Origin of the sequence: Sporosarcina sp. ANT_H38, from assembly GCF_008369195.1 — a bacterium.
Classification (GTDB): Bacteria; Bacillota; Bacilli; order Bacillales_A; family Planococcaceae; genus Sporosarcina.
The window spans coordinates 783,025-806,468 of sequence record NZ_VOBC01000001.1 but is presented as its reverse complement, the minus strand read 5'-3'; the positions used below and the strand labels follow the sequence as shown (position 1 = coordinate 806,468).

The 23,444-nt window shown below is 41.0% G+C and carries 27 protein-coding genes; 1 reads left to right on the top strand and 26 read right to left on the bottom strand.

Translation table 11 applies throughout. From position 1 onward, the window contains the following. Positions 1-18: 18 nt before the first annotated feature. The 5 genes from FQ087_RS03895 to FQ087_RS03875 all read right to left on the bottom strand — a co-directional run bounded on the left by FQ087_RS03895 (position 19) and on the right by FQ087_RS03875 (position 2,733). Positions 19-231 carry a hypothetical protein gene (locus FQ087_RS03895; RefSeq protein ID WP_149579229.1) on the bottom strand — a complete coding sequence of 71 codons (213 nt, stop codon included), beginning with the start codon at positions 229-231 and terminating at the stop codon, positions 19-21. Positions 232-353: 122 nt separating this feature from the next. Beyond that, positions 354-887, bottom strand: a complete 534-nt coding sequence (locus FQ087_RS03890) for a P-loop nucleotide/nucleoside kinase family protein (protein ID WP_149579228.1) — start codon at positions 885-887, stop codon at positions 354-356. 209 nt (positions 888-1,096) lie between these two features. After that, a complete protein-coding gene (locus FQ087_RS03885; RefSeq protein ID WP_149579227.1) occupies positions 1,097-1,642 on the bottom strand; it encodes a GNAT family N-acetyltransferase in 546 nt (181 codons plus the stop codon). 30 nt (positions 1,643-1,672) lie between these two features. Next, positions 1,673-2,362: an LrgB family protein gene (locus tag FQ087_RS03880; protein ID WP_149579226.1), complete on the bottom strand. Its 690-nt coding sequence runs from the start codon at positions 2,360-2,362 to the stop codon at positions 1,673-1,675. Continuing rightward, the gene (locus FQ087_RS03875; RefSeq protein WP_149579225.1) at positions 2,353-2,733 is read right to left on the bottom strand and encodes a CidA/LrgA family holin-like protein; all 381 of its coding nucleotides are present in this window, start codon (positions 2,731-2,733) and stop codon (positions 2,353-2,355) included. Before FQ087_RS03875 ends, FQ087_RS03880 begins: the two co-directional genes overlap by 10 nt. 131 nt (positions 2,734-2,864) lie before the next feature. On the opposite strand from FQ087_RS03875, the gene FQ087_RS03870 reads away from it, so the two are divergent. Further along, positions 2,865-3,236, top strand: a complete 372-nt coding sequence (locus FQ087_RS03870) for a DUF2500 domain-containing protein (protein ID WP_149579224.1) — start codon at positions 2,865-2,867, stop codon at positions 3,234-3,236. A gap of 74 nt (positions 3,237-3,310) precedes the next feature. Here FQ087_RS03870 and recO read toward each other — a convergent pair whose 3' ends face one another. The 21 genes from recO to hrcA form a co-directional block, all read right to left on the bottom strand. Continuing rightward, positions 3,311-4,102, bottom strand: coding sequence for a DNA repair protein RecO (recO, locus tag FQ087_RS03865; RefSeq protein ID WP_483315854.1), 792 nt, complete (start codon positions 4,100-4,102; stop codon positions 3,311-3,313). A gap of 233 nt (positions 4,103-4,335) precedes the next feature. Then, entirely contained in the window at positions 4,336-5,250 is a 915-nt protein-coding gene (gene era, locus FQ087_RS03860) for a GTPase Era (protein WP_149579222.1), read from the bottom strand. Then, complete coding sequence (locus FQ087_RS03855; RefSeq protein WP_149579221.1) at positions 5,234-5,644, bottom strand: cytidine deaminase; 411 nt, start codon at positions 5,642-5,644, stop codon at positions 5,234-5,236. Before FQ087_RS03855 ends, era begins: the two co-directional genes overlap by 17 nt. Positions 5,645-5,661: 17 nt before the next feature. After that, positions 5,662-6,012: a diacylglycerol kinase family protein gene (locus FQ087_RS03850; RefSeq protein ID WP_149579220.1), complete on the bottom strand. Its 351-nt coding sequence runs from the start codon at positions 6,010-6,012 to the stop codon at positions 5,662-5,664. Between the two features lie 7 nt (positions 6,013-6,019). After that, positions 6,020-6,490 (bottom strand): rRNA maturation RNase YbeY, encoded by a 471-nt coding sequence (ybeY, locus tag FQ087_RS03845; protein ID WP_149579219.1) that lies wholly within the window; start codon positions 6,488-6,490, stop codon positions 6,020-6,022. Between the two features lie 21 nt (positions 6,491-6,511). After that, positions 6,512-8,638 (bottom strand): HD family phosphohydrolase, encoded by a 2,127-nt coding sequence (locus FQ087_RS03840; RefSeq protein WP_149579218.1) that lies wholly within the window; start codon positions 8,636-8,638, stop codon positions 6,512-6,514. Between the two features lie 73 nt (positions 8,639-8,711). Continuing rightward, on the bottom strand, positions 8,712-9,656 hold the full coding sequence (locus FQ087_RS03835; protein WP_370456060.1) for a PhoH family protein: 945 nt from the start codon (positions 9,654-9,656) through the stop codon (positions 8,712-8,714). A gap of 4 nt (positions 9,657-9,660) precedes the next feature. Continuing rightward, on the bottom strand, positions 9,661-10,758 hold the full coding sequence (locus FQ087_RS03830; RefSeq protein ID WP_149579216.1) for a sporulation protein YqfD: 1,098 nt from the start codon (positions 10,756-10,758) through the stop codon (positions 9,661-9,663). After that, positions 10,751-11,008 carry a hypothetical protein gene (locus FQ087_RS03825; protein WP_149579215.1) on the bottom strand — a complete coding sequence of 86 codons (258 nt, stop codon included), beginning with the start codon at positions 11,006-11,008 and terminating at the stop codon, positions 10,751-10,753. The genes FQ087_RS03830 and FQ087_RS03825 overlap by 8 nt, the downstream gene beginning before the upstream one ends. A gap of 50 nt (positions 11,009-11,058) precedes the next feature. Beyond that, positions 11,059-11,565, bottom strand: coding sequence for a hypothetical protein (locus FQ087_RS03820; protein WP_149579214.1), 507 nt, complete (start codon positions 11,563-11,565; stop codon positions 11,059-11,061). Between the two features lie 38 nt (positions 11,566-11,603). Continuing rightward, the gene (gene floA / locus FQ087_RS03815; RefSeq protein ID WP_149579213.1) at positions 11,604-12,617 is read right to left on the bottom strand and encodes a flotillin-like protein FloA; all 1,014 of its coding nucleotides are present in this window, start codon (positions 12,615-12,617) and stop codon (positions 11,604-11,606) included. Further along, complete coding sequence (locus FQ087_RS03810) at positions 12,617-13,948, bottom strand: NfeD family protein (RefSeq protein ID WP_255452132.1); 1,332 nt, start codon at positions 13,946-13,948, stop codon at positions 12,617-12,619. Before FQ087_RS03810 ends, floA begins: the two co-directional genes overlap by 1 nt. Positions 13,949-14,277: 329 nt before the next feature. Then, a complete protein-coding gene (gene rpsU / locus FQ087_RS03805; RefSeq protein WP_067208368.1) occupies positions 14,278-14,451 on the bottom strand; it encodes a 30S ribosomal protein S21 in 174 nt (57 codons plus the stop codon). Between the two features lie 104 nt (positions 14,452-14,555). Then, on the bottom strand, positions 14,556-15,227 hold the full coding sequence (gene deoC, locus FQ087_RS03800) for a deoxyribose-phosphate aldolase (protein ID WP_149579212.1): 672 nt from the start codon (positions 15,225-15,227) through the stop codon (positions 14,556-14,558). 115 nt (positions 15,228-15,342) lie between these two features. After that, positions 15,343-16,683, bottom strand: coding sequence for a tRNA (N(6)-L-threonylcarbamoyladenosine(37)-C(2))-methylthiotransferase MtaB (gene mtaB / locus FQ087_RS03795; protein WP_149579211.1), 1,341 nt, complete (start codon positions 16,681-16,683; stop codon positions 15,343-15,345). Between the two features lie 16 nt (positions 16,684-16,699). Further along, positions 16,700-17,440 (bottom strand): 16S rRNA (uracil(1498)-N(3))-methyltransferase, encoded by a 741-nt coding sequence (locus FQ087_RS03790; RefSeq protein WP_149579210.1) that lies wholly within the window; start codon positions 17,438-17,440, stop codon positions 16,700-16,702. A gap of 4 nt (positions 17,441-17,444) precedes the next feature. Next, positions 17,445-18,389: a 50S ribosomal protein L11 methyltransferase gene (gene prmA, locus FQ087_RS03785; RefSeq protein WP_149579209.1), complete on the bottom strand. Its 945-nt coding sequence runs from the start codon at positions 18,387-18,389 to the stop codon at positions 17,445-17,447. A 15-nt stretch (positions 18,390-18,404) separates the two neighbouring features. After that, on the bottom strand, positions 18,405-19,520 hold the full coding sequence (dnaJ, locus tag FQ087_RS03780; RefSeq protein ID WP_149579208.1) for a molecular chaperone DnaJ: 1,116 nt from the start codon (positions 19,518-19,520) through the stop codon (positions 18,405-18,407). A gap of 356 nt (positions 19,521-19,876) precedes the next feature. Then, a complete protein-coding gene (dnaK, locus tag FQ087_RS03775) occupies positions 19,877-21,703 on the bottom strand; it encodes a molecular chaperone DnaK (protein WP_149579207.1) in 1,827 nt (608 codons plus the stop codon). Between the two features lie 35 nt (positions 21,704-21,738). Next, a complete protein-coding gene (grpE, locus tag FQ087_RS03770; protein WP_149579206.1) occupies positions 21,739-22,314 on the bottom strand; it encodes a nucleotide exchange factor GrpE in 576 nt (191 codons plus the stop codon). Further along, entirely contained in the window at positions 22,311-23,366 is a 1,056-nt protein-coding gene (gene hrcA, locus FQ087_RS03765; protein WP_149579205.1) for a heat-inducible transcriptional repressor HrcA, read from the bottom strand. The genes grpE and hrcA overlap by 4 nt, the downstream gene beginning before the upstream one ends. Positions 23,367-23,444: the final 78 nt, after the last annotated feature.

The window sequence follows — 23,444 nt, the reverse complement described above, 5'->3', positions numbered from 1 at the left end:
AAGAGGTCTAAAATCAAGTTAATTTTCTTCACAAGAAACAGTAGTATTGGATATCAAGAATTTTTTCTCTACGACAACGCTTATACCCGCTTTCTTATCAAAGCATTTAGTCATCTCAAGTTTGTTTGCTTGATAATTAGAGTTATTATTGAAGAGCATAAAAAATGTTGTTGATAATATAAAAAAGATACATATTATAAACACAGACATTTTCATTTTGTTTCTATTCACCCCCAACGCCTCCTCTCACATAAAGATTAGCACAAAAAATGTAATTTTCAAACATCGTACACCAATAGCGTCGCATGAATAAAAACCGGAATTCCAGTTATTATTCATGCGACGCTAGTTAATTAACACGTGTGATTATTAATATATAAAACAACCTTGTCTATGTAACTGTCTATTGGCTTACCAGAATCAACTACTAAACATTCCAGGTTAATAGGCTTTTTACTAGCATCCACTTGTTCTTGGAATGCAATTTCGCAATTAACCTGACTTACTTGACTAATCATCCGTGTACGTTCCTTTAGTCTAGTTTGAATCTCTTTAATATCATTTAGATAACATTCCACATATTTATACCTGACATTATGCTTCTTAGACAACCCTACACCCTTTTCAACCATCTCCGTATAAAAGCAGGGACTATCAAATATTACATTTAGTCCTTGAGATAAATGAAAATCTATTATTGCCCATTCAATATCGTACGAAATTTTACCAACTGTATCAGCCGCTACCTTGTTAGATTCCAAAGACTTTAATAAGGATGATTTTACAATATCGTGATCTATGATAATTGCACCCGTTTTTTTTGAAAGCAATCTGGCAAGAGTTGACTTCCCTGAACCAGGAAAACCTGACATTTGAAGAAAGAACATAAAATCCGCCTCCCCTTGTCCACCTAATGATATAAAAAGATATTTTTGGTAATTTAAAACAGCAGATGACTCTACGATTACGTTAGAATATAAGTTTCAATTTTCAATACTGACCATATCCGATTATGTGGTTTTACTTCAAGACCACTCTTTCATCTAATCCTTCCAACTAATACTCCCTATAAAGGACCCATTTTTTCTGCCTGTTATTATTTTCTCTCCCAGTCACTCTTCAGCATACTAAAAGTAATTAAGTCTTCGTAATGGTCATATAGCCATTGCCCATCACGTTTAATCCCTTCTTGAACAAAGCCTAATCGGGTTGGGACAGAAATGCTTTTCAAATTATTACCTGCACACTGGATTTCAATTCTATGCATATTCATTTCTTCAAAAAGATATTTCATCAATGAACTGACACTCCTCGTAATAACTCCTTTACCTTGGCCTTCTTCGGACAAGAAATAAGCTATACTGGTCGACTTGTTTTTCCAATCTACAAAATGCAGCCCTATCATCCCTACCAATTTTCCGTTATATCTAATGCCTGCATCAAATCCATTATTATTCGCATAATTGGTTATCCACATTGGAATGATGGTTTCAAAGTCTTCTGACGATGTTCTTTTATCTACCCACTGCATCCATTTGCGCAGATGTTCCCTATTATCATCAATTAAATTATACAATTCCTCTTTGTCTTTTTGCTGTAATAACTCAATTGCTATTTGATCATCCACTTTATATGAAAACATGTCTAATTCCCCCTTTAGATTTTATGCCATTCAATAAAATATCCAAGCCATAACTGGTCCAACGATAGACCCAATAATTGCGGATAGCGTCATTGCAATTGAGCTATAAGAAGCTTCCTGCTCCCCAATTTCAATCGCTTTCGACGTACCTAGAGCATGAGCTGCTGCCCCTAACCCAATGCCACGACCGATTGCAGTATCGATGCGAAACCATTTCAAAAATGTGGGCCCTAGAACGATACCGGTAAACCCTGCAATCATGACAAAGGCAATTGTTAGCGAAGTTGCTCCTCCCAATGCCGAAGCAATTTCAATGGCTATAGGTGTTGTAATCGATTTCGGCAACATGGAAAGAACGATTTCTTTTGAGAACCCAACCAGTTCTGCAAAAAGCACACCGCTTGCTATACCTACAAGGACGCCTGTCAATACACCGCCTACTATAGGGAGCATATTTTGCTTGATTAATTCCCTTTGTTTATATAAAGGAATGGCCAATGATACAATCGCTGGTCCCAGTAACAGGTCAATCCACTTTCCGCCGAGCATATACGATTCATATGGGACTTTGAAAAGAACGAGAATTAAAATAATGCCAATTGTTGTTGTCAGTATGGGTATGAAAAACGCTTTGCGATATTTAAAATATAGTAAGTTCATAGCAAGATAAACGGCTATCGTTATAATGACAAAGAGGATAGAATACATCATTATTTGCATGAAGCTTCCCCCTTTCCAGCTGATTTCTTGGCAAGAGCTTGACTCGTATAACTAGAAATCCACATCGTCAAAAACGTACTAATCATTGTGATCGGTATTAACAAAAATCCTTTTCCCGTAAAGACATGTCCGTATTCCATCACCCCGACAGTCGCAGGGATAAAGTATAGTGGCAAATAAGATAAAAGGAAGTAAGAGCCCGATTCAATCCATTCAAGCCGAAATAATTTTAATGAAAGGGCCGCCAACAAAAGTAACAGTCCAATAATGCTACCTGTAAGTGGTAAATGAAGTAAATCTTGAAGCCAGTTCCCAAGCAAGACAAAAGAGTATAAGACTATGATTTGAAGAACTATTTTTATGTATTTCATAGACGGATCTCCCTCTCTTTCATATAGTATAAAGATAGACAAGAAAAATATCAAAGTAGTTTTGAAACTATTTAGAAAATAAAACGTATTAAACCTATTCAACAATTCAATATACATAGGGGGTTTTGTACATGTTTTCACCATTTGGAGATGCAATGTTTACGTTTATTCCTATCTTTATCGGCGTGGTTGCAATTATCGTTTTCAGTTTTATTATCTTCATTTTTGTGAAATCTATCAGAACGTGGAATTCAAATAATAACTCTCCGAAACTGAAAGTACCAGCCGAAGTTGTCACAAAAAGAACTGAGACTTCTGGCGGATCCGGTGATTCATCGGCAAGTACTTGGTATTATGCTACGTTTCAAGTAGAAAGCGGTGACCGCATGGAATTAGCTGTAAACGGTCCCCAATATGGCATGCTCGCTGATGGCGATGTAGGCATGCTATCTTTCCAAGGCACGCGTTTTAATGGTTTCGAACGTGTCAATAAAGCGTCATAATTATTTACATTCAAAAACCCCGAATCTGGATTCTATTTCATAGGATCCAGATTCGGGGTTTATAGTAAAGAGGACTATTCGCCACTCTCTTTTGGTTTTTCTTTTCTAGGTAACAGTTCGGGTGTAGAGTCGAGCTGATCAAGAAATGATCTCGATTTTAATCGAATCCCTACTTGCTCATCGTATATTGTACGGACAAGTTTTTTCATGAAATCTTTTGTCGTCTTTTTCAACGTCAAATTACCGACTCGGTTGATAGGAACCGTATAAAATGTCCGGATCAATTTCAATTGACTCGGTGAAATTCTAATCGCATGCTTATCTACATGGAAGCACCGATGGCAAACGAATCCGATTTGCATGAACGAAAAAGCAAATTCGCCTTCTGTCGCCCCGCAATTTGCACATTGATGGAGTATCGGATGAATTCCAGCTATTGGCAACATTTTCCACTCGACGAATAATGCAATGGCTTCAGGATCATATTGCTCATTGATGGCATGAAGCGCATCGTACAACAGTCCATATATACCAACAATACGCTCATTATCCTCTGTCAACTTATCGATCAGTTCAACAACATAGCTCGCATAGGCTGTAGCTTCCAAGTCTTCACGAATATGTCGCATTGAATCGATGGGCTCACCTTGTTCAAGCGACCCCATCCCTCTTCCAGTACGAATTAAGAATGAACCGTGTGTGAAGGGCTGCGTCACAGCCGCTAAGCGACTCGCTGGCTTCTTCGCTCCACGGGCCATCGCCGTCATCTTACCGCCTTCACGAGTAAACAGCGTGACAATTTTATTGGACTCACCGTACGGAATGCCTCTTAGAATGATCCCTTCCCATTTGTTCAGCGAAGCAATCACCCCAATTCCATTGTCTATATGAGTTGAATGAATGATTCCATTGAATACCACTTGTGCCTGCAGGATACAGGTCATGCAGTCTTTGCGACACGACATCGCGAACTTAAAGACTGCTTTCCTTTTCTATCCCGTAAGGCACCTAAGCTGTATTCAAATACGTACCTGGTACCAGATTCAAAATTCAATACTTCAGCATATATAGTCCTTAAACTTAAACCGTAAACACTTGATTAATATTCGTCGTCCCTAAATCCAAATTCCTTCAGATGTCCTGGTTTATTGCGCCAGTCTTTCTGCACTTTTACCCACAGCTCAAGAAATACCTTTGAGCCAAGTAGCATTTCAATATCACGTCTAGCATTCGTTCCGATTTCTTTTAGCAGGGCACCTTTTTTACCGATGACAATGCCTTTTTGAGAATCACGATCGACGATAATTGTTGCATTAACATTTACCATTTCCCGTCCTTCTTCGCGTTCAATCTTCTCGATAACAACAGCTATTGAGTGCGGAATTTCTTCTCTCGTCAAATGCAATACTTTCTCACGAACTAATTCAGAAATAATGAATCGTTCCGGGTGATCCGTCACTTGATCATCAGGATAATATTTCGGTCCTTCTGGCAAGTATTTATTCATCGTTTCGAGAAGTCGATCTACATTATTGCCGTTTAGCGCAGATATTGGCACGATTTCAGCGAAATCATACTCGGATGTATATGAAGTGATAATTTTAAATAATTCATCCGGATGGACGAGGTCAATTTTATTAATGATTAGAAATACGGGTGTCTTAGAACCCTCTAACAAGTCGATGATAAAACGATCACCGCGACCAATCGGTTCGTCCGCATTGACCATAAACATGACTATGTCTACTTCTTTTAACGTGTTACGCGCAGTTTTTACCATGAAATCGCCAAGCTTATGTTTTGGCTTATGAATTCCCGGTGTATCGATGAAAATAATTTGGGATTTGTCAGTCGTTACAACCCCTTGTACTTTGTTTCGTGTCGTCTGGGGTTTGTCACTCATAATGGCAATTTTCTGCCCGACTACATGGTTTAGAAATGTCGATTTCCCGACGTTTGGACGTCCAATAATCGAGACGAATCCCGATTTGAACCCTTTATTGTTTTGCTGCATATGAAAGATCCTCCTTTGAAAAAGCGCCTGGCAGTAATTTCGCTACTGTTGTTTCTTCTACATCCCCATTTAAGTTTGTGAGATAAACTGGCATCGAGCCATCACAAAACTCAGCGATTACTTGTCTACACGCTCCACACGGTGAAACAGGACCTTCCGTACTTGCAACTACTGCAAGCGCTTTGAAGCTACGTACGCCATCGGAAATCGCTTTAAAAAACGCTGTACGTTCTGCACAATTCGTCATACTGTAAGCGGAGTTTTCAATATTACAGCCGTGATAGATAGTCCCGTCTTCTGCCAATAGTGCGGCTCCGACTGGGAATTTTGAATACGGGACATACGCTTTCTCCCGTGCGAGCTTTGATTCGTTAATTAATTTTTCTATATCCACACAAACACCTCTTCAATTTAATTAAACCATTTCGGGAGAAAAATAATTAGCCCGATAATTGCACTGCCTATTGCATACATTAATACCGCTCCTGCGGCAAGATCCTTCGCCTGTTTCGCTAACGGATGACGTACATCTGTAACGAGATCAACGACACGTTCAACCGCTGAGTTCATCAATTCAAGCGCAAGCATCCCGCTGATCAAAATGACAACAATGAACCATTCATATTGAGATAGTCCTGTCAGTATTCCAGCTAGAATGACGATAATTGTAGCCAACAAATGCAATTTAGTATTTCGTTCCGCTAGTATACCATGGCGGATTCCATTCCAGGCGAATACAAACGATTGCATAAATTTCCGCATCGGCTTATCACCTCTTAAGTCCAAATGATGCGAGAATCTCCTTTTGTCTGCCTAACATCTCTGCTTCATCTTCTTCAGTAATATGATCATACCCCAGAAGATGAAGGAAGCCATGAAGAGCAAGAAATCCGATTTCACGATTAAAATCATGTCCGTATTCCTCAGCTTGTCGCTCAGCTGTTTCCACTGAAATCAGTATATCACCTAAAGCGGTTGGCATGCCTTCTGTGGGGACAATTGCCACTTCTCCTTCTGTCAATTCTTCAAGCGCAAATGAAATGACGTCCGTTGGTACATTTTTACCTCGATATGTTGCATTTACTTCTTGAATGTCTGAATCCGTCATGAATGTTACAGAAACTTCCACTTCACCCGACAATCCTTCTTCATTAGCGGTATGACTTAATAGCTTTCGGATTAAATCCTCGATTTTGTCATCGACTCTAGCGGTTTCGTCTTCAAAATATATTTCCAACATCTATATTATCTCCCTTCATACTCACTTCGGATACTCGATCCGGTTATGGAATATCCCGTTTAACGTTTCACAGATAATCTTTTCAGCAGTTTTTAATTCCTTCATTGAAAGATCACATTCATCGAATTGGCCATCATTCAATTTAGTATTCACGATAGATTGTACGAGAGCTGTAATTTTTTCTGAAGTCGGTTCTTTCATTGATCGCACAGCGGCTTCAACACTATCAGCAATTGAGATGATCGCGATTTCTTTCGTTTGAGGTTTTGGGCCTGCATAACGGAAATCCTCTTCTTTTATATCTTCCCCAGATTCCTTCGCTTTAAAGTAAAAATATTTCAACGTACTCGTTCCGTGATGCTGACGAGCGATATCGATTATTTCTACTGGCATTTTATGCTTCTCAAGAAGTTGTGCGCCATCTTCTGCATGCGCAATAATAATATCTCTGCTTTTTTCTGGTGGCAATGCATCATGTGGATTTTGTCCAGCATGCTGGTTCTCAATAAAGAAACCGGGTCTAAGTGTCTTTCCAATATCATGATAATAACTTCCGACTCTCGCAAGAAGTCCATTTGCCCCAATCGATTCACACGCTGCATCAGCCAGATTTGCAACCATAACGCTGTGATGATAAGTGCCTGGTGTTTCAGTAAGCACTTTTTTCAACAGCGGATGATTCGGGTTAGAAAGTTCGATAAGGCGCATATCCGATAACAATCTAAATCCAGACTCAAAAAATGGCATAAGTCCGATTGTAAGGGCTCCCGACAAAATACCGGAAACAATTGCTGCTATCATATAATACACTAATTCCGTCAAATCGTAAGATGACTGTGTCATCAAAAGGTAAAACGCGATGAACATTATGTTTGAAACAGAAACCCCTAAACTTGTCCTTAAAATATTCGAACGTCTGCCGTTGTTACCAAGTAAGTACAAGCTCACAATTCCTCCGAAAAGTATGTACAGTGTTACCTCCATCTGAATGATTGATGCATAACCTTCTTGAAGAAGAATTCCCGCTGTTCCCGCTGTGATAATTGTCGTCATTAGTGCCAGTCGCTCGTTTGTCAATAACTTAATAAGCATAGGTGCGAGCGCTGTCGGAAATAGGAATGCTAACAGAACATCAAAGTCCTTTTCAATAAGGGAAATGAGTTTCATCAAGATTACGAGCAGGAAAAAGACAGCCAGTACAATGAGCAATGCCTTTTTCTTCATGACTCCATTATCACTCCATGAAAGGAAATGCATATAAATAATTGCACCAATAAAGAGGACAAATAAGATGAGACCCACAAGTGGTTTCACAGACGACTGATTCGACAACACGCTTGCAAGTTCTAGCTGCCTGAATATTTCTTTGTCAATGAGTTGCCCTTCTCGAACTATTACTTGTCCTTGCAAAATACGTGTGGGCTCAACGCTTTCCCTCGCCTGTGCGATCCTAGCCTTTGTCATATCCTCATGAATCGATTCCGTCTCTACAACAAGTGATCGGCTAAGTGTTATCAGTATCTGTAAGATTGATGGTGAAATCGATTCTGTAAGCCTAATTTTCCGTTCCACTTCATAGCGGACGGTTGCTAAATCCGCTGTTCGTATAGGTTTCGAAAGTTCCTCACCTAATACTCCGACCAATACGCTTTGCGCGTTTAGCAAAGCATCTGTTTTTAGGGATAACAGACTAGTTAATGCGTCATCACTAAGTCGCAGACTAGGTTCTTCTTTTTCCAGACTGGAAAGTTTAATTCGCATTTCTGAAACTAGTTCTTCAGTATTATCAACAGGGTTTTCTAATTCAGTTTGACTTGGCTCATTTGAGTTTTTTACTTCGATTAGAAAATCGAACAAGGACGTCGCGATTGCTTGTCTATTTTTTACAACGTCTTCTGAAAATACATAGGAAGGGCCTACTTCATTAGCTACACGCTCTCTATCCTGTTCAGTTTTCACTGTATCCTCAACCGTTTTTGAGGAACGGATGGTATCAGGTGCAATTTGAAAAGATTTCAATTCATATGTTTCTTTTTTCACACTGCCATACATGAAAGAAAAAAGAAGTATAGTGGATAATCCGATTAAAAACAAGGAAAAATAATTGAATTTAAGTGATTTAAATAGCTTCCTAATTGGTTTGAACATTGGAATCTCTCCCCCTGCTACTCTATAGCTATAATCAGAGCGGCGATGATTCTAAAGAAAAAGCAGTCACTTTCTATGACTGCTCCTGTTCGTATGCTTCAATTATTTTTGCAACAAGTGGGTGACGAACGACATCACCTTGCTCTAAGTATTGGAAGTGAATAGCTCCAACTTTTTTTAAGATTGATTCTGCAGCGATTAAACCAGATTCAGTTCCTCTCGGCAAATCAATTTGCGTCTTGTCGCCGTTAATAACCATTTTCGACCCGAAGCCGAGACGTGTTAAAAACATTTTCATCTGTGCTTTTGTCGTATTCTGTGCTTCATCGAGAATAATGAATGCGTCATCGAGTGTTCGTCCCCTCATATAAGCGAGTGGTGCAATTTCGATAACTCCCCGTTCCATAAGCCTATCTGTTTGTTCCGCCCCCAGGACATCGTGTAACGCGTCATACAACGGGCGCAGGTATGGGTCAACTTTCTCTTTCAAGTCACCTGGGAGGAAGCCCAGGCTCTCTCCTGCTTCGACTGCGGGACGCGTAAGGATAATTCGCTTCGCAGAACCCGTCTTCATCGCTAAAACAGCTAGTACGACCGCTAAGTACGTTTTTCCGGTTCCCGCCGGTCCAATACAGAATACAAGATCCTGTGATCGAATCGCACTAACATACTCACGTTGACCGATTGTTTTTGCACGAATCGCTTTTCCTTTCATGTTCCTTGAAATTTCTTCGTCATACAGCTCAGCAAAGTATTCAATTGTGCCATTTTTCACCATCTCGAGTGCTGTTGAGACATCACGTTGATTGATATTAATGCCTTTACGGATTACTTTTAATAACTGTTCCAACAGGACTTTAGCTGAATTCCTATTCTCCTCATCGCCACTTATGGAAATCGTGTCGCCTCTAGTCAGTACTGATACGTTCAACTGTTCTTCAATCAATTTCATATTCTGATCAGAAATTCCGAGAAGCATTACTGTTTCATTAGGGTCTTCAACATGCAGTTGAATCATTTGCTCATCCAATAGGCTCAGTCTCCTTGGGAATCAGTTTTTTGACAGCGATATTATCATTGATAAGAAACAATATAGTCCCACTAACTTTATCATTATCGAATGTCACGTGTAAAACTTTTTCCTCTTTAATTATTGCTTGTGAAAAAGATTCCGACAATAATTTGTTTTTTAACAAGGGAATTATTACCGTTTCCTCCATGCCTTCAATCAATTCAAACTGCCCTGCGGCTTCTTCTATAAGTCTTTCTGTCTTGACGAAAGACCTTGGAGACCATGCTTCTTCACCTTGATGATTCCACGGGAGGTTAAAAGAATAATTTACAATCTCTTCGCCCTGTAACTGAAATTTTATTTTTTTAGGAAGGGTAAAAGTGTATTCCACCCAATAATCCGCATAAACAGCCCCGTCTGCTCCGACGACTGTCGTTTTACCTCCTTGTTCTAGTATACCTGTAGCTAGCAAGTCCCCTTTTTTAACGGTCTGATGAATATGACTCACCCGCTCCCCCTTTTCTAGCTCAAATCGTGTTATAACGCCGCCTGTGCGGGCTACAAGGTGAGAAGACAGCTTTTCTTCTTCAACAATATTTGTTGTAGGGGGTGATAACATCGGAATAACGGTCAGAGACGTACCCACTCGTTTAAATCTAACCCATGACAAAGCTGGATCATCAAGCATGAGCTCGCGACGAATTTCACCTTCATCAGGAATTAAAGCTAAGGGTTTTAACAAAACGATAGCGTTTTTTTCAAGTTTCTTTTCAATTCTGTCCACAACTTCTGGCATATCCGATTCGACATCTACTTTCCAAAGAAAAAAAGAGGCCACAAAAGGAATGAGACATGCGATGAGAAAGCGGCTTGATGTGAAAAGTCCGATTGAGCCTGATTCAAGATTCGCAATCGATATTTTCACTTTTAATTGATAACGCCTTCTATTACGTCTTATCGCACGAAGCCCGCTACGATCTGTTCGAAAACGTGCTACCCCATCTACAACTGATAGCGATGTTATTTTCGTCCCAATTGTTACAAGTTTAGTTAGAAATTCCGAAAGGTTACCATCGCCTGATATTTTGACAGCATATCGTTTACGCATCGTGCAGCGCTTCCTTTTCTGCACCTGTCGTCACATTCATGGCAGTAATAGAAGTGAAAGTGAAAACAGCGACTTCTTCTGATAACGTTTCAACGGTTAAATCAGTACCTATCGCCTCAATCCTGTATTCCCCACTGCTGATGATTGCGAAATCGGGGCCAAGTTTCAACAATGCATAAGGGCCGTTAATCCGTAATGACGAGAAATCTTCAATTGTAACTGATGAACCGGTCTGAAATAGTTTCCTCAAAATATAAAACCCCCTATCCACATCGTATGATTTGGATAGGGGGTCAATGCTTATCTTTTTGATTTTGGTGGACCAAAAATTTCAGAGAACACAATGCCTTTCAGCAAGTCCTCTTGTTTTTTCGGCAATAAATTATGCGATTGTATAACAGACACAGTTGGACGTTGACCACCATGTGCAGATAATCTTCCACTATGTCGATTCAGAGAAGAATCGGGGCGGTCGATTTGACGATTCACTGACGAATTAGTACGTTCTTTTCTATCAGCAGTCGGTCTTGCAGGTGGTACTACTTCAGGTGAAGGGGGAACCGTTACTGTTGTTTGTTGCTGTTGCCTTGGTTGCTGGCGGCTAGGCGGTTCCGCATCTGCTCCTGCCATTTCTCTCTGCAATTCGCGATACATCTCTTTTAATTTACCTGTCGGACCTTCTGGAGCGCTACCTGTTGCCGTGAACGGCTTAGGCTGTGGGCCCTTTTCAGGTGAATTTTTCTTTCCCTTACCGTTGAATAGTACGCCAACGACTAGGGAGATAATCAATAGGATGAGTCCATCCATTCAGTACATCCCCTTTCCAGGAAATGGCTTTTAAAGTATTAGTTCTTCTTAATTTCTGTAGATTCCTTATCTGCACCAAAGTTACTGATTGAATCACGCATTCCTGTATCTGCTTGGATATTTTTGTAATTCACATAATCCATGACACCAATATTACCTTTTCGTAGCGCTTCTGCCATAGCAAGCGGAACTTCCGCTTCAGCACTGACAACTTTCGCACGCATCTCTTCAACTTTCGCTTTCATTTCTTGCTCATTTGCAACAGCCATTGCGCGGCGTTCTTCTGCTTTTGCCTGTGCGATGTTTTTATCAGCCATCGCTTGTTCTGTTTGAAGTTCTGCACCGATGTTTTTACCGATATCAACGTCTGCGATATCAATCGATAGAATTTCAAATGCAGTACCTGAGTCAAGACCTTTTGCTAAGACAGTTTGAGAAATCATATCTGGATTTTCCAATACTTTTGCATGGTCGATAGATGAACCAATTGTCGAGATGATACCTTCACCAACACGGGCAACGATGGTTTCTTCACCAGCACCACCGACAAGTCTGTCGATGTTTGCACGTACTGTAATACGCGCTTTTGCTTTTACTTCAATCCCGTTCATTGCCACACCGGCGATGAATGGTGTTTCAATAACTTTAGGGTTAACGGACATTTGAACTGCTTCTAAAACGTCACGACCTGCAAGATCGATAGCCGCAGCACGTTCAAATGTAAGCTCGATATTTGCACGATGTGCAGCGATTAGGGCGTTAACAACACGGTCTACGTTCCCTCCAGCCAAGTAATGGCTTTCAAGCTGGTTAATTGTTACATCGAGTCCAGCCTTATGTGCTTTAATTAGCGGATTGACAATCCGGCTCGGGATAACCCGGCGGAGACGCATACCAATCAGTGTGAAGATACTTACTCTTACTCCTGCTGCCATGGCGGAAATCCATAGCGCTACAGGGACGAGTGTGAAAAATACGGCCAAGACAATTATTGCGATAACTACGATTGCTACAATACCTACTAAACTTGCTGAACCTGCTAATGCTGGCATTATTCATTCTCCCCTTTCTCTTTTGATTCCCTCACTACTGTCCGGGAACCTTCAACCTTAACAATAATAACACTTATTCCTTTGCCGATGTAGCTTCCTTCAGAAACGACATCAATTCGTTCGCCATCAAGCTCTATTGCTCCAGATGGTCTAAGCGGTGTAGCTGTTTTTGCAATGCGTCCAAGTAATTCAAACCTGTTCACATTTGAAACATAACCACTTTCCGTATCAGTTGTATCCATTAGCACAACCTTGTTAAGCAAGTGCAATTTTTTACCGAAAAACTTCATAATAATCACCATCCCTATAACAGCGATAGCAACCGCGATAAGGACAGAAATCGCCATATACATCGGATTGCCGCCCGCCATAATAATACTTCCAATAATTGCGAGCGATCCAATTACCCCTGCTATACCATGTGGCAGGAAGATTTCCGCTACGATCAGACCAGCCCCTATAAGGAACAAGATAATCGTTTCGTAACCCGCAAGCCCCGCAACAAGATGTCCGTAAAAGAATAAAACCAACGATATAGCGGCCATTGATCCCGGTACACCAAATCCCGGTGAGTATAATTCAAGTACAAACCCTAATCCTGCGATTGATAAGAGGATTGGTACAACGATCGGGTGTGTGACGAAACGTGCAATACTCTCAGCAAATGTTTCTTTTGTTGAAATGATTTCCGCATTTTCAAGTCCTGTTTCTTTTAGCAATTCATCGAAAGACCCAACTGTTCCATTACTGTAACCGACTTTTTTTGCTTCATCCGCTTTAAGCGTTAGCAGCTTCCCAACTCCTGCCCGATATTCAGGTAGGTTATTTTCAGGTTCTGCCATTGCTGCAGCATATTTCGGTTCTCGTTTATGCGACTCAGCAGCGGTTATCATGTCTGCAACCCATACACTGTGGGCTTTGACATCCGCCGCATTTCCAGCAGAATCGATTACTTGTGCTGCTCCCATTGTTGCAGTAGGTGACATATAGATTTCATCAGCATAAAGCGCTATGAAAGCACCAGCAGAGATTGCTTTATTATTAATGTAAGCGATTACTCTTAAAGAACTCTCATCCATTAGCTTTGCGATTTGGTCAGCCGCATCGGTAAATCCACCCGGTGTATTAATTTCCAGGATGATGGCCTCGGCTCCCGCATCTTCCGCTTCTTCGAATGAACGCTGTAAAAAGGCATATAATCCTTTTTCAACAACGTCTTCGACTGGAACTTTGTAGACTGTCGAAGTTGCTGCTCCTGTTTCTAAGAGTGGAAATGCGAACACAGAAACGAATAAAATGAACAGGAGTGTCCTTCCTATCATTTTATGCATAGTATTTTTCACCTCTCTTTATAATTTCTAGTATATCCCTATATACGTTTCAATTGCTCGGAAGTTTCACTTTAACTTAAAAAATTTTGTTTTATCTTATAAATGTTGAAATAAAGATATTCCATTAAATCCTCTATGGTGCTTTGGGATGCCTACCGCCTTAAACCAAGCAGCTTCGGCCCCACTTGTAATGCGCCTTCGCTCAGTTTATATAGGTATTCATTTGTTCAATTTATCTCTAATACAAATAAACCGGAAAACCCATAAAGGATTTTCCGGTTTACTAAATTTTAGATTCAAAACAAAGTCGAACTCATCACCACAGGAAATCAGAATTTACGTTTCCTTGCAGCTTCAGATTTCTTTTTACGTTTTTCACTTGGCTTATCATAAAACTCACGCTTTCTTACCTCTTGTATTGTTCCACTTTTGGATACAGTACGTTTGAAGCGGCGAAGAGCATCTTCAAGCGATTCGTTTTTACGAACAACAGTTTTCGACATATCTCTTGTCCCTCCCTCCAAACACACTTCTAGAACATGACCAAGTGCCATGTACTCATAAATTATACCGCGGATTTAACTATAGGTCAATATAAAACTTTAAATTAATAATCAGATTTGGATTCCAAGCCCTGCATGATTAATACACCTGAACTGGCACCAATTCTTGTAGCTCCTGCGTCAATCATTTTCTTCATATCCTCTAAGTTACGGACACCGCCTGAAGCTTTAACACCCATTTCAGGTCCAACAACAGCTCTCATTAACTTCACGTCTTCTACTGTCGCACCGCCAGTTGAGAAGCCTGTCGATGTCTTCACGAAATCAGCACCTGCAAGGACAGATAGTTCACATGCTTTCCTTTTTTCTTTATCGCTTAAAAGGGATGCTTCAATGATGACTTTGACAATTGCTTTTCCTTTTGCAGCATTAACAACCGCTTCAATATCTTTTTTCACAATTTCATCATCACCACCACGAAGTGCGCCTACATTGATAACCATATCGATTTCATCTGCACCGTTTGTAATTGCATCCCCAGTTTCGAACGCTTTTACTTCAGGAGTTGAAGCTCCTAGAGGGAAACCAATTACTGTACATACTTTAACAGGTGATCCTTCTAGTGCTGCTGCTGCTGTTTTTACCCATGTTGGGTTTACGCAAACTGATGCAAACGTATATTTCCGTGCTTCTTCACACAATGCTACGATTTCGTTGTTCTTTGCGTCAGCCTTCAATAATGTATGATCAATGTAAGTTGCAAGATCTTTATTCAAATGAATACCCCCTCGAGTTGTCCGTACTTCTTACATCATATCAAGAACAAGTCATTTCTGCACGAAAAAAGCTGTTTCTACTCAAACTCAAGTAGAAACAGCTTTTATATAATTCTTAAACAAGTTGCGGTTCTTCCTCGACAACACGGACAAACTGCCCTTCATTATATGGATAACCTGCTTTAGCAACTTTAACACGAACTATTTTACCAACCATTGACTCATCGGCTGGGAAAACAACTTTCAAATAGTTATCTGAATAACCCTCATACAGACCGCTATCCGGTTCAAGTTTATATTTCTCTTCTGGAATGACTTCTAACACTTCGTCTTCAAAAGTAGACGCATATTGTTTGGCCAGCTGATTGTTCAATTCAATCAGGCGGTGAACGCGTTCGTTTTTCACATCTTCAGGAATCTGGTCTTCCATTCTTGCGGCAGGCGTACCTGTCCGTTTTGAATAAGGGAACACATGCAATTCTGAGAATCGGTGATCACGAATAAAATTATATGTTTCAACGAACTCTTCTTCCGTCTCACCTGGAAAACCGACGATAACATCTGAAGTAATCGCGAGTTGCGGTAGCGCTTCGCGAAGTCTAGCCAAACGTTCAGCGAAAAACTTCATTGTGTACTTCCTTCGCATACGCTTCAGAACCGTGTCTGAGCCGGACTGAACGGGAATGTGCAAATGTCGGACGATAGTTGTTGAATCACGAAGAACCTCAATCACTTCATCCGTCAGTTGGCTCGCTTCGATTGAGCTGATACGTAAACGTTTCAGCCCCTTTACTTGCGTTTCAAGGTCACGGAGCAGACGAGCAAGATTGTAATCTTTCAAATCTTCACCGTAACCGCCCGTATGTATACCCGTTAATACAATTTCAAGGTAGCCCGCATCAACAAGTTGTTGCGCTTGACGAATGACTTCTTGCGGGTCACGTGAACGCATTAGTCCGCGTGCCCATGGAATGATGCAAAACGTACAGAAGTTATTGCACCCTTCTTGAATTTTTAGGGATGCACGTGTACGATCCATAAATGTAGGAACGTCTAGTTCTTCATAGATTCTATTTTTCATGATATTGCGGACTGCATTAATCGGCTGACGTTCTTTGCAGAAATCATCAATGAGTCCTAGTAATTTCGTTCGATCCTGCGTTCCAACTACGATATCTACCCCGGAAATCGCCATGATTTCCGCAGGGGAAGTTTGCGCATAACAACCTGTTACGCAAATGACAGCGTCCGGATTTCGCCGAACAGCGCGACGGATAACTTGCCGACTTTTCTTATCACCGGTATTCGTTACAGTACATGTATTAATGACATAAACATCAGAGTTCTTTTCGAAATCCCCGCGGTCGTAACCGGCTTCTTTGAAAAGTTGCCAGATTGCCTCGGTTTCGTAATGATTCACTTTGCAGCCCAACGTATGAAACGCGACCGAAGTCATCAGCTGCTCACCTCTTTCATTCAAATTCGTATGACATTGCGGACAATAAATACAGTGGTGCTGTTTCCGTCCGCAGTATTCGCGGACCTAATGCTATCGGTAAAAATCCTGCTGAACGTAGTGTTTCGGCTTCTGTCCTAGACAATCCACCCTCAGGTCCAAATACAACAAGCACCGTTTGGTCATGATGCACATTTTTCAAACGGTCTGAAATCTTATGTGGAACCCCACTTTTTGCGTCTTCTTCATCAGCGAATAGGAGGACATCAAAGTTTTCTGATTCAGCGATTAACTGCTTAACCGAGAATGGATTCCGCACTTCCGGGATAACTGTACGATGACATTGCTCCGCAGCCTCTTTAGCAATTTTGCGAAGTCGTTCAACTTTTTTGTCACCTTTTTTATCATCCCATTTAACAATAGATCTTTCTGCTTGAAATGGAAAAACCCCTACCATCCCGAGTTCCGTTCCTTTTTGTACAATTAAATCGAGTTTGTCACCTTTAGGTAGACCACAGGCAATCGTTACTTTGACAGGCATTTCGTTTGCCTGAAGAGCTGCTTCTTTGCGCTGTATTAGGACACCGTCTGGCAAAATTTCCTTAATCGTGGAAACGAAAGCTTCCCCGTTTGTAACAGCAATGATGTCATCATCGATAGTCATACGCATAACACGTACGATATGTTTGCTGTCATCTCCGGTAATGGTTGCGTTGCCTTCTTCATCAAAAGGTGATTGCAAAAAATAGCGTTGCAAATCGTTACACGCTCCTTTTTTTAGCGATGATAGCAACCCAGTCTTCCATAAGTACAGATTCTACAATCTCAAATCCTTTGCTAATCAGGTCGTCTTTAACTAGATCACGTTTCTGTCCAATGATTCCCGAAACAATAAACAAACCATTTTCCGGTAATATTGAATATGCATCTTGTGAGAAGGAAATGATTACTTCTGCAAGGATATTCGCGATGATAATTTCTGCCGGCTCTTTTACAGAATCTAAAAGATTACCGTGCTTCACTTCCACCGTTTCTTCAACATGATTCAGTTCAATGTTTTCTTTTGCGGCAACAACTGCAACATGATCCAAATCAAGTGCGTGAACACGGGAAGCACCTAGAAGTGCCGCCCCGATAGATAACACACCTGAACCTGTCCCCACGTCAACAACCGTGTCTCCCGGTTTCACATATTTTTCAAGCGCTTGTAAACACATAACAGTTGTAGGGTGCGTACCCGTTCCAAATGCCATGCCAGGATCAAGCTCAATGATCAATTCATCTGATTCGACAGGTTCATATTCTTCCCATGTCGGTACAATTGTAAAGCGGCCAGAAATTTTGACGGGATGATAGTATTTTTTCCAAGCAGTTGCCCAATCTTCTTCATCAACTTCATTTGTCTGAATAGTATTCTCACCTGCATCTATTCCGAACTCTGACAAGCTACTGATTGATTGTTCAATATCTTTCACCGTTTCAATAATGAAACTATTGACAGGTAAATATGCTTTTAAGATAACACCATCCACTGGAAAGTCGTTCTTGTCAAGTGCCCAAATTTCACCGAACTGGTCTTCGTGAATTCGACTTGGATCTGCTGAATCTTCGATAACGACTCCACTTGCACCTGCTTCGTGTAAAATATTCGCTACCGCTTCCGTTGCTTCATGCGTCGTATGAATAGAAATTTCCGACCACTTCAAATGAATTCATTCCTTTCAGTCACCTTTAATTGAACGTTTGATTTTATCGAACAGTGAACTTGAATACTCGTCAAGTGAATCTCCGCTAATCGCAGCAAATTCACGCATCAGTTCTTTCTGTTTTTCTGTCATTTTCTTAGGCGTCATCACTTTGACAATAACGTGTTGATCTCCAATTCCCCGACCATGGACGTTTTTAACACCCTTGCCTTTTAAGCGGAATCGTGTTCCCGTTTGCGTGCCTGCCGGGATTTTCAAATTCACATTACCTTGGACAGTCGGCACTTCAATTTCATCGCCCAGTGATGCTTGCGGGAAGGAAAGATTGAGCTCCAAATAGATATCATCGTCTTCACGAATAAACTTCTCATGTTGCTTAACGCGGAATACGATATATAAATCGCCAGAAGGTCCACCTTTATGGCCAGCTTCTCCCTGTCCAGATACCCGAAGCTGTTGCCCATCATCGACTCCCTCAGGAATCGTTACTTTAATTTTCTTCCTTTTCGTCACTTTACCTGCTCCGTGACAAGTTGAACATTTCTCAGGAATTATTTTACCAGTTCCTCTACAGTGCTGACACGCTCGACGGTTGACCATTTGGCCAAGCGGCGTGTTTTGAGTAACACTGATTTGTCCCGAACCACCACAGTGTGTACATGTCTTAGGTGAAGTACCTTTTTTAGCGCCTGAACCATCACAAGTATCACAGTCTTCTTCTCTCGGTATTTCAACTTCCGTTTCCTTCCCGAAAACAGCTTCCATGAAGTCGATGTTCATCGAATACTGTAAGTCGTCCCCTTTTCTCGGGGCATTCGGGTCACGGCGTCGTGTGTTTCCACCGAAAAACGAACTGAATATATCATCGAAACCGAATCCATCAGCTCCGCCACCACCGCCAAAACCTTGGTTCGGATCAGTATGTCCGAATTGGTCGTAATTAGCTTTTTTCGAATCGTCGCTCAGTACTTCATATGCTTCCGTCACTTCTTTGAATTTATCAACTGCATCTTCCGCTTTGTTCAAGTCTGGATGATATTTTTTCGAAAGCGAACGATACGCTTTCCTAATCTCGTCTTTTGATGCCGATTTTGTAATACCAAGCACGTCATAATAATCTCTTTTACTCATTACTTCACTCTCCCGAAATACTTTGGATATCGTCTATTGTATCATTAAAAACTGAAAAGCGTAAGCGCCTGGTCAGCCCCGACAAGTATAAGAAATAGACTTCAAACCCTTCCGAAAAACTAGTAGATAAAGGCATTTTTCGCCTTTATCTACTAGTCTGAATTTAACGGAAGGCAGTCTAAAATCGTGACCTCCTGTGGGAATGTCGAGGGATAAAGTTCAAACCCTCTCGACTGCATGACACACTTCGCACAGGCCAAGTGGCAAGGCGCTGAAGTCTAGTTCGCGCAATAAAAATCGGAAAAGCCAAAGCCGGAATATCGGACTTTGACTTTTCCGTCAATGATCATTCTTATTTATTTTTTCTCGTCGATTACTTCTTCAAAATCTGCGTCGACGATATCGTCGTCTTTAGGTTCGCCAGCATTTTCAGCGCCTTCAGCAGATTCAGCTGCAGCTTGTTCATACAATTTCATAGTCATTTTTTGGACAATTTCATCCAATTTTTCTTTTTTAGTACGAATTTCGTCAAAATCAGTAGCTTCAAGTGCAGTCTTCAACTCTTCTTTTGCTTCTTCGACACTTTTCACTTCTTCTTCTGAAACTTTACCTTCAAGATCCTTCAATGTCTTTTCAGCCATGAATACAAGTTGGTCTGCTTCGTTTTTCAAGTCTGCTTCTTCTTTACGCTTTTGGTCTGCTTCAGCATTTGCTTCTGCATCTTTCACCATGCGTTCGATTTCTTCGTCAGTTAGACCTGAGCTTGCTTGAATTGTAATATTATGTTCTTTCTGTGTTCCAAGATCTTTCGCTTTAACTGTAACAATACCATTTTTGTCAATATCGAATGTTACTTCGATTTGTGGTACGCCACGTGGTGCTGGCGGAATGTCCGTCAATTGGAAACGACCAAGCGTTTTGTTGTCCGCAGACATTGGACGCTCACCTTGCAATACATGAATGTCAACCGCTGGCTGGCTATCTGCAGCTGTTGAGAATACTTGTGACTTACTAGTCGGGATTGTAGTGTTACGTTCGATTAGTTTAGTGAATACGTTACCCATTGTTTCAATACCAAGTGAAAGAGGTGTTACGTCTAGAAGTACAACGTCTGTAACGTCTCCGCTTAAGATTGATCCTTGAACAGCCGCACCAAGTGCAACTACTTCATCCGGGTTAACGCCTTTATATGGTTCTTTACCTGTTTCTTTCTTGATTGCTTCTTGAACTGCTGGAATACGAGTCGATCCACCAACAAGAATTACTTTGTCAATCTCAGATGCAGTAAGGCCAGCATCTTTCATAGCCTGGCGAGTTGGTACCATTGAACGTTCAACAAGGTGAGCAGTCAATTCATCGAATTTCGCACGAGAAAGCGAGACTTCCAAGTGAAGTGGACCTGCATCTCCAGCTGTAATGAACGGCAATGAAACTTGTGAAGATGTTACGCCTGAAAGGTCTTTTTTCGCTTTTTCAGCAGCATCTTTCAAACGTTGCATAGCCATTTTGTCTTTCGACAAGTCAATTCCGTTATCTTTCTTGAATTCCTGAACAAGGAAGTCGATGATAACATCGTCAAAATCATCTCCACCAAGTTTGTTATCACCAGCAGTTGATTTAACTTGGAATACACCGTCACCAAGTTCAAGGATTGATACGTCGAACGTACCGCCACCAAGGTCATAAACAAGAATAGTTTCGTCTTCATCTGTTTTGTCAAGGCCATATGCAAGTGCAGCTGCAGTCGGCTCGTTAATGATACGTTCCACTTCAAGGCCTGCAATTCTACCAGCATCTTGTGTTGCTTGGCGTTGTGCATCGCTGAAGTAAGCAGGAACTGTAATAACTGCTTTCGTTACTTTTTCTCCAAGATACTCTTCTGCATAACCCTTCAAATACTGAAGAATCATTGCAGAAACTTCTTGAGGTGTATATTCATTGTCTTCAGCTTTCACTTTAAAGTCTGATCCCATATGACGTTTAACAGACATGATTGTGTTTGGGTTCGTGATTGATTGGCGTTTTGCTACTTCACCGACTTGACGTTCACCGTTTTTGAATGCTACGACAGATGGTGTTGTACGGTTACCTTCTGGATTTGGAATAACTTTCGGCTCTCCGCCTTCGTAAACTGCTACTACTGAGTTTGTTGTCCCTAAGTCTATACCGATAATTTTACTCATAATCTAATTCCTCCAATATATAATGCTACATTTTTTTATTCGTTTACTTTAACCATTGCTGGTCTAAGGACACGATCTTTCAACATATAACCTGCTTGCATTTGTTCAAGTACGATGCCTGTTGGTTTATCTGCATCAGAACCTGTCATGATTGCCTGATGGAAATTCGGATCGAACTCCTGATCCAGCGCTTGGATTTCAACAAGACCTTCTTCTTCAAGAGCTTGAACGAATGTACGGTATACCATATCTAATCCCGTGATCATCGTTTGTGCCTCTTCTGTTTTCGCTTCAATCGTAAGTGCTCGTGCAAAGTTATCAAGTACTGGCATCAGATTCGTCACTACACTCTGTGCACGATACTTCTGCAATGCTTCTTTATCAAGCGAGGCTCTTCTTTTGAAGTTTTCATAATCTGCTAGAAGCCTAAGCCGCTTGTTCTCTTCTTCTTTAAGCTTGTCAGTAAGTTCTTTTACAATACGGTCATTCTCGTTTTCAACGATTTCAATCTCTTCCGTATTTTCATCGGATTCGATTGCTTCATTTGAATTATCGGGAGTTTCCAGTATTACTTCATCATTCTCTTTAAATTCATCGTTTACAGTTGTCATTTGTCGTTCCTCCCTGCTGTTCCTCCGCCGATTGTCAGCCTTGCCAATTCTCTGGACAAATCACTGCTCATCAAATCAAGCATCGTAATGACTCTTGCATAGTCCATTCTTTTGGGTCCGATGATAGCGATGGAACCCGTCATATTGTCGCCGGCTGAATATGTAGCTGTAATCACACTGCAATCTTCCATCGCATTGTGATTATTTTCAGAACCGATGCGCACATGAATTCCTGTCATACCTTCTTGAAAAAATGTCATTGCCGGTGCGCCCTTGTCCATCAATTCAAACAATGTTTTAATCTTGTGGATATCATTGAATTCGGGTTGTTTCATCATATTCATTTTACCACCAAAAAACAGCCGTTCTTCCGGTTCAATTGCTATCGCCCGTTGGAATGAAGCGAACAAATCGCTGGCATGATGAAAATGACGTTCTAACACCGTTTTCGTTTGTTCCACAAGTACTTTTTGAAGTTGAACAAGCGGAGTACCGATAAGTCGCTCGTTTAGGATGTTCACCATTTTTTCAATATCCGATGCGTTGAAACCTTCTGGTACATTGAATAGTCTGTTCTCAACACGTCCAGTGTCTGTGACAATGATTGCGACAGCCGTCTTTTGATCTAATGGGACAATCGAAAAACGTTTCACCGCATGCATCGATGTATCGGGACCAAGAAGAATAGAAGTGTAATTCGTCAAATCAGACAAAATTGTCGCTGACTTTCGTATTAATTCTTCAGTCTCCACAATTTTTTCCCGAAAAACCGAACGCAGATGAATACTGTCTGCCGTGTTCAACTTTTCTGTACTTAATAGATTATCTACATAAAATCTGTACCCTTTTTCAGATGGTACTCTGCCGGACGAAGTGTGGGTCTTTTCAAGATACCCCATTTCCTCAAGGTCAGCCATTTCGTTCCGTATTGTCGCAGGACTAAATGGAGCTTCCGGCTTTTTAGATAGCTGCCTCGATCCGACAGGTTGTGCGGATTCGATGAAATCGTCAACCGTCAGTTGCAATATAAGCAATTGTCTGTTCGTCAACATAGTCATCACTCCTGTTAGCACTCTGTAATGCTGAGTGCTAATACTACTGATAATTTAACAAATACAGATCGAAGTGTC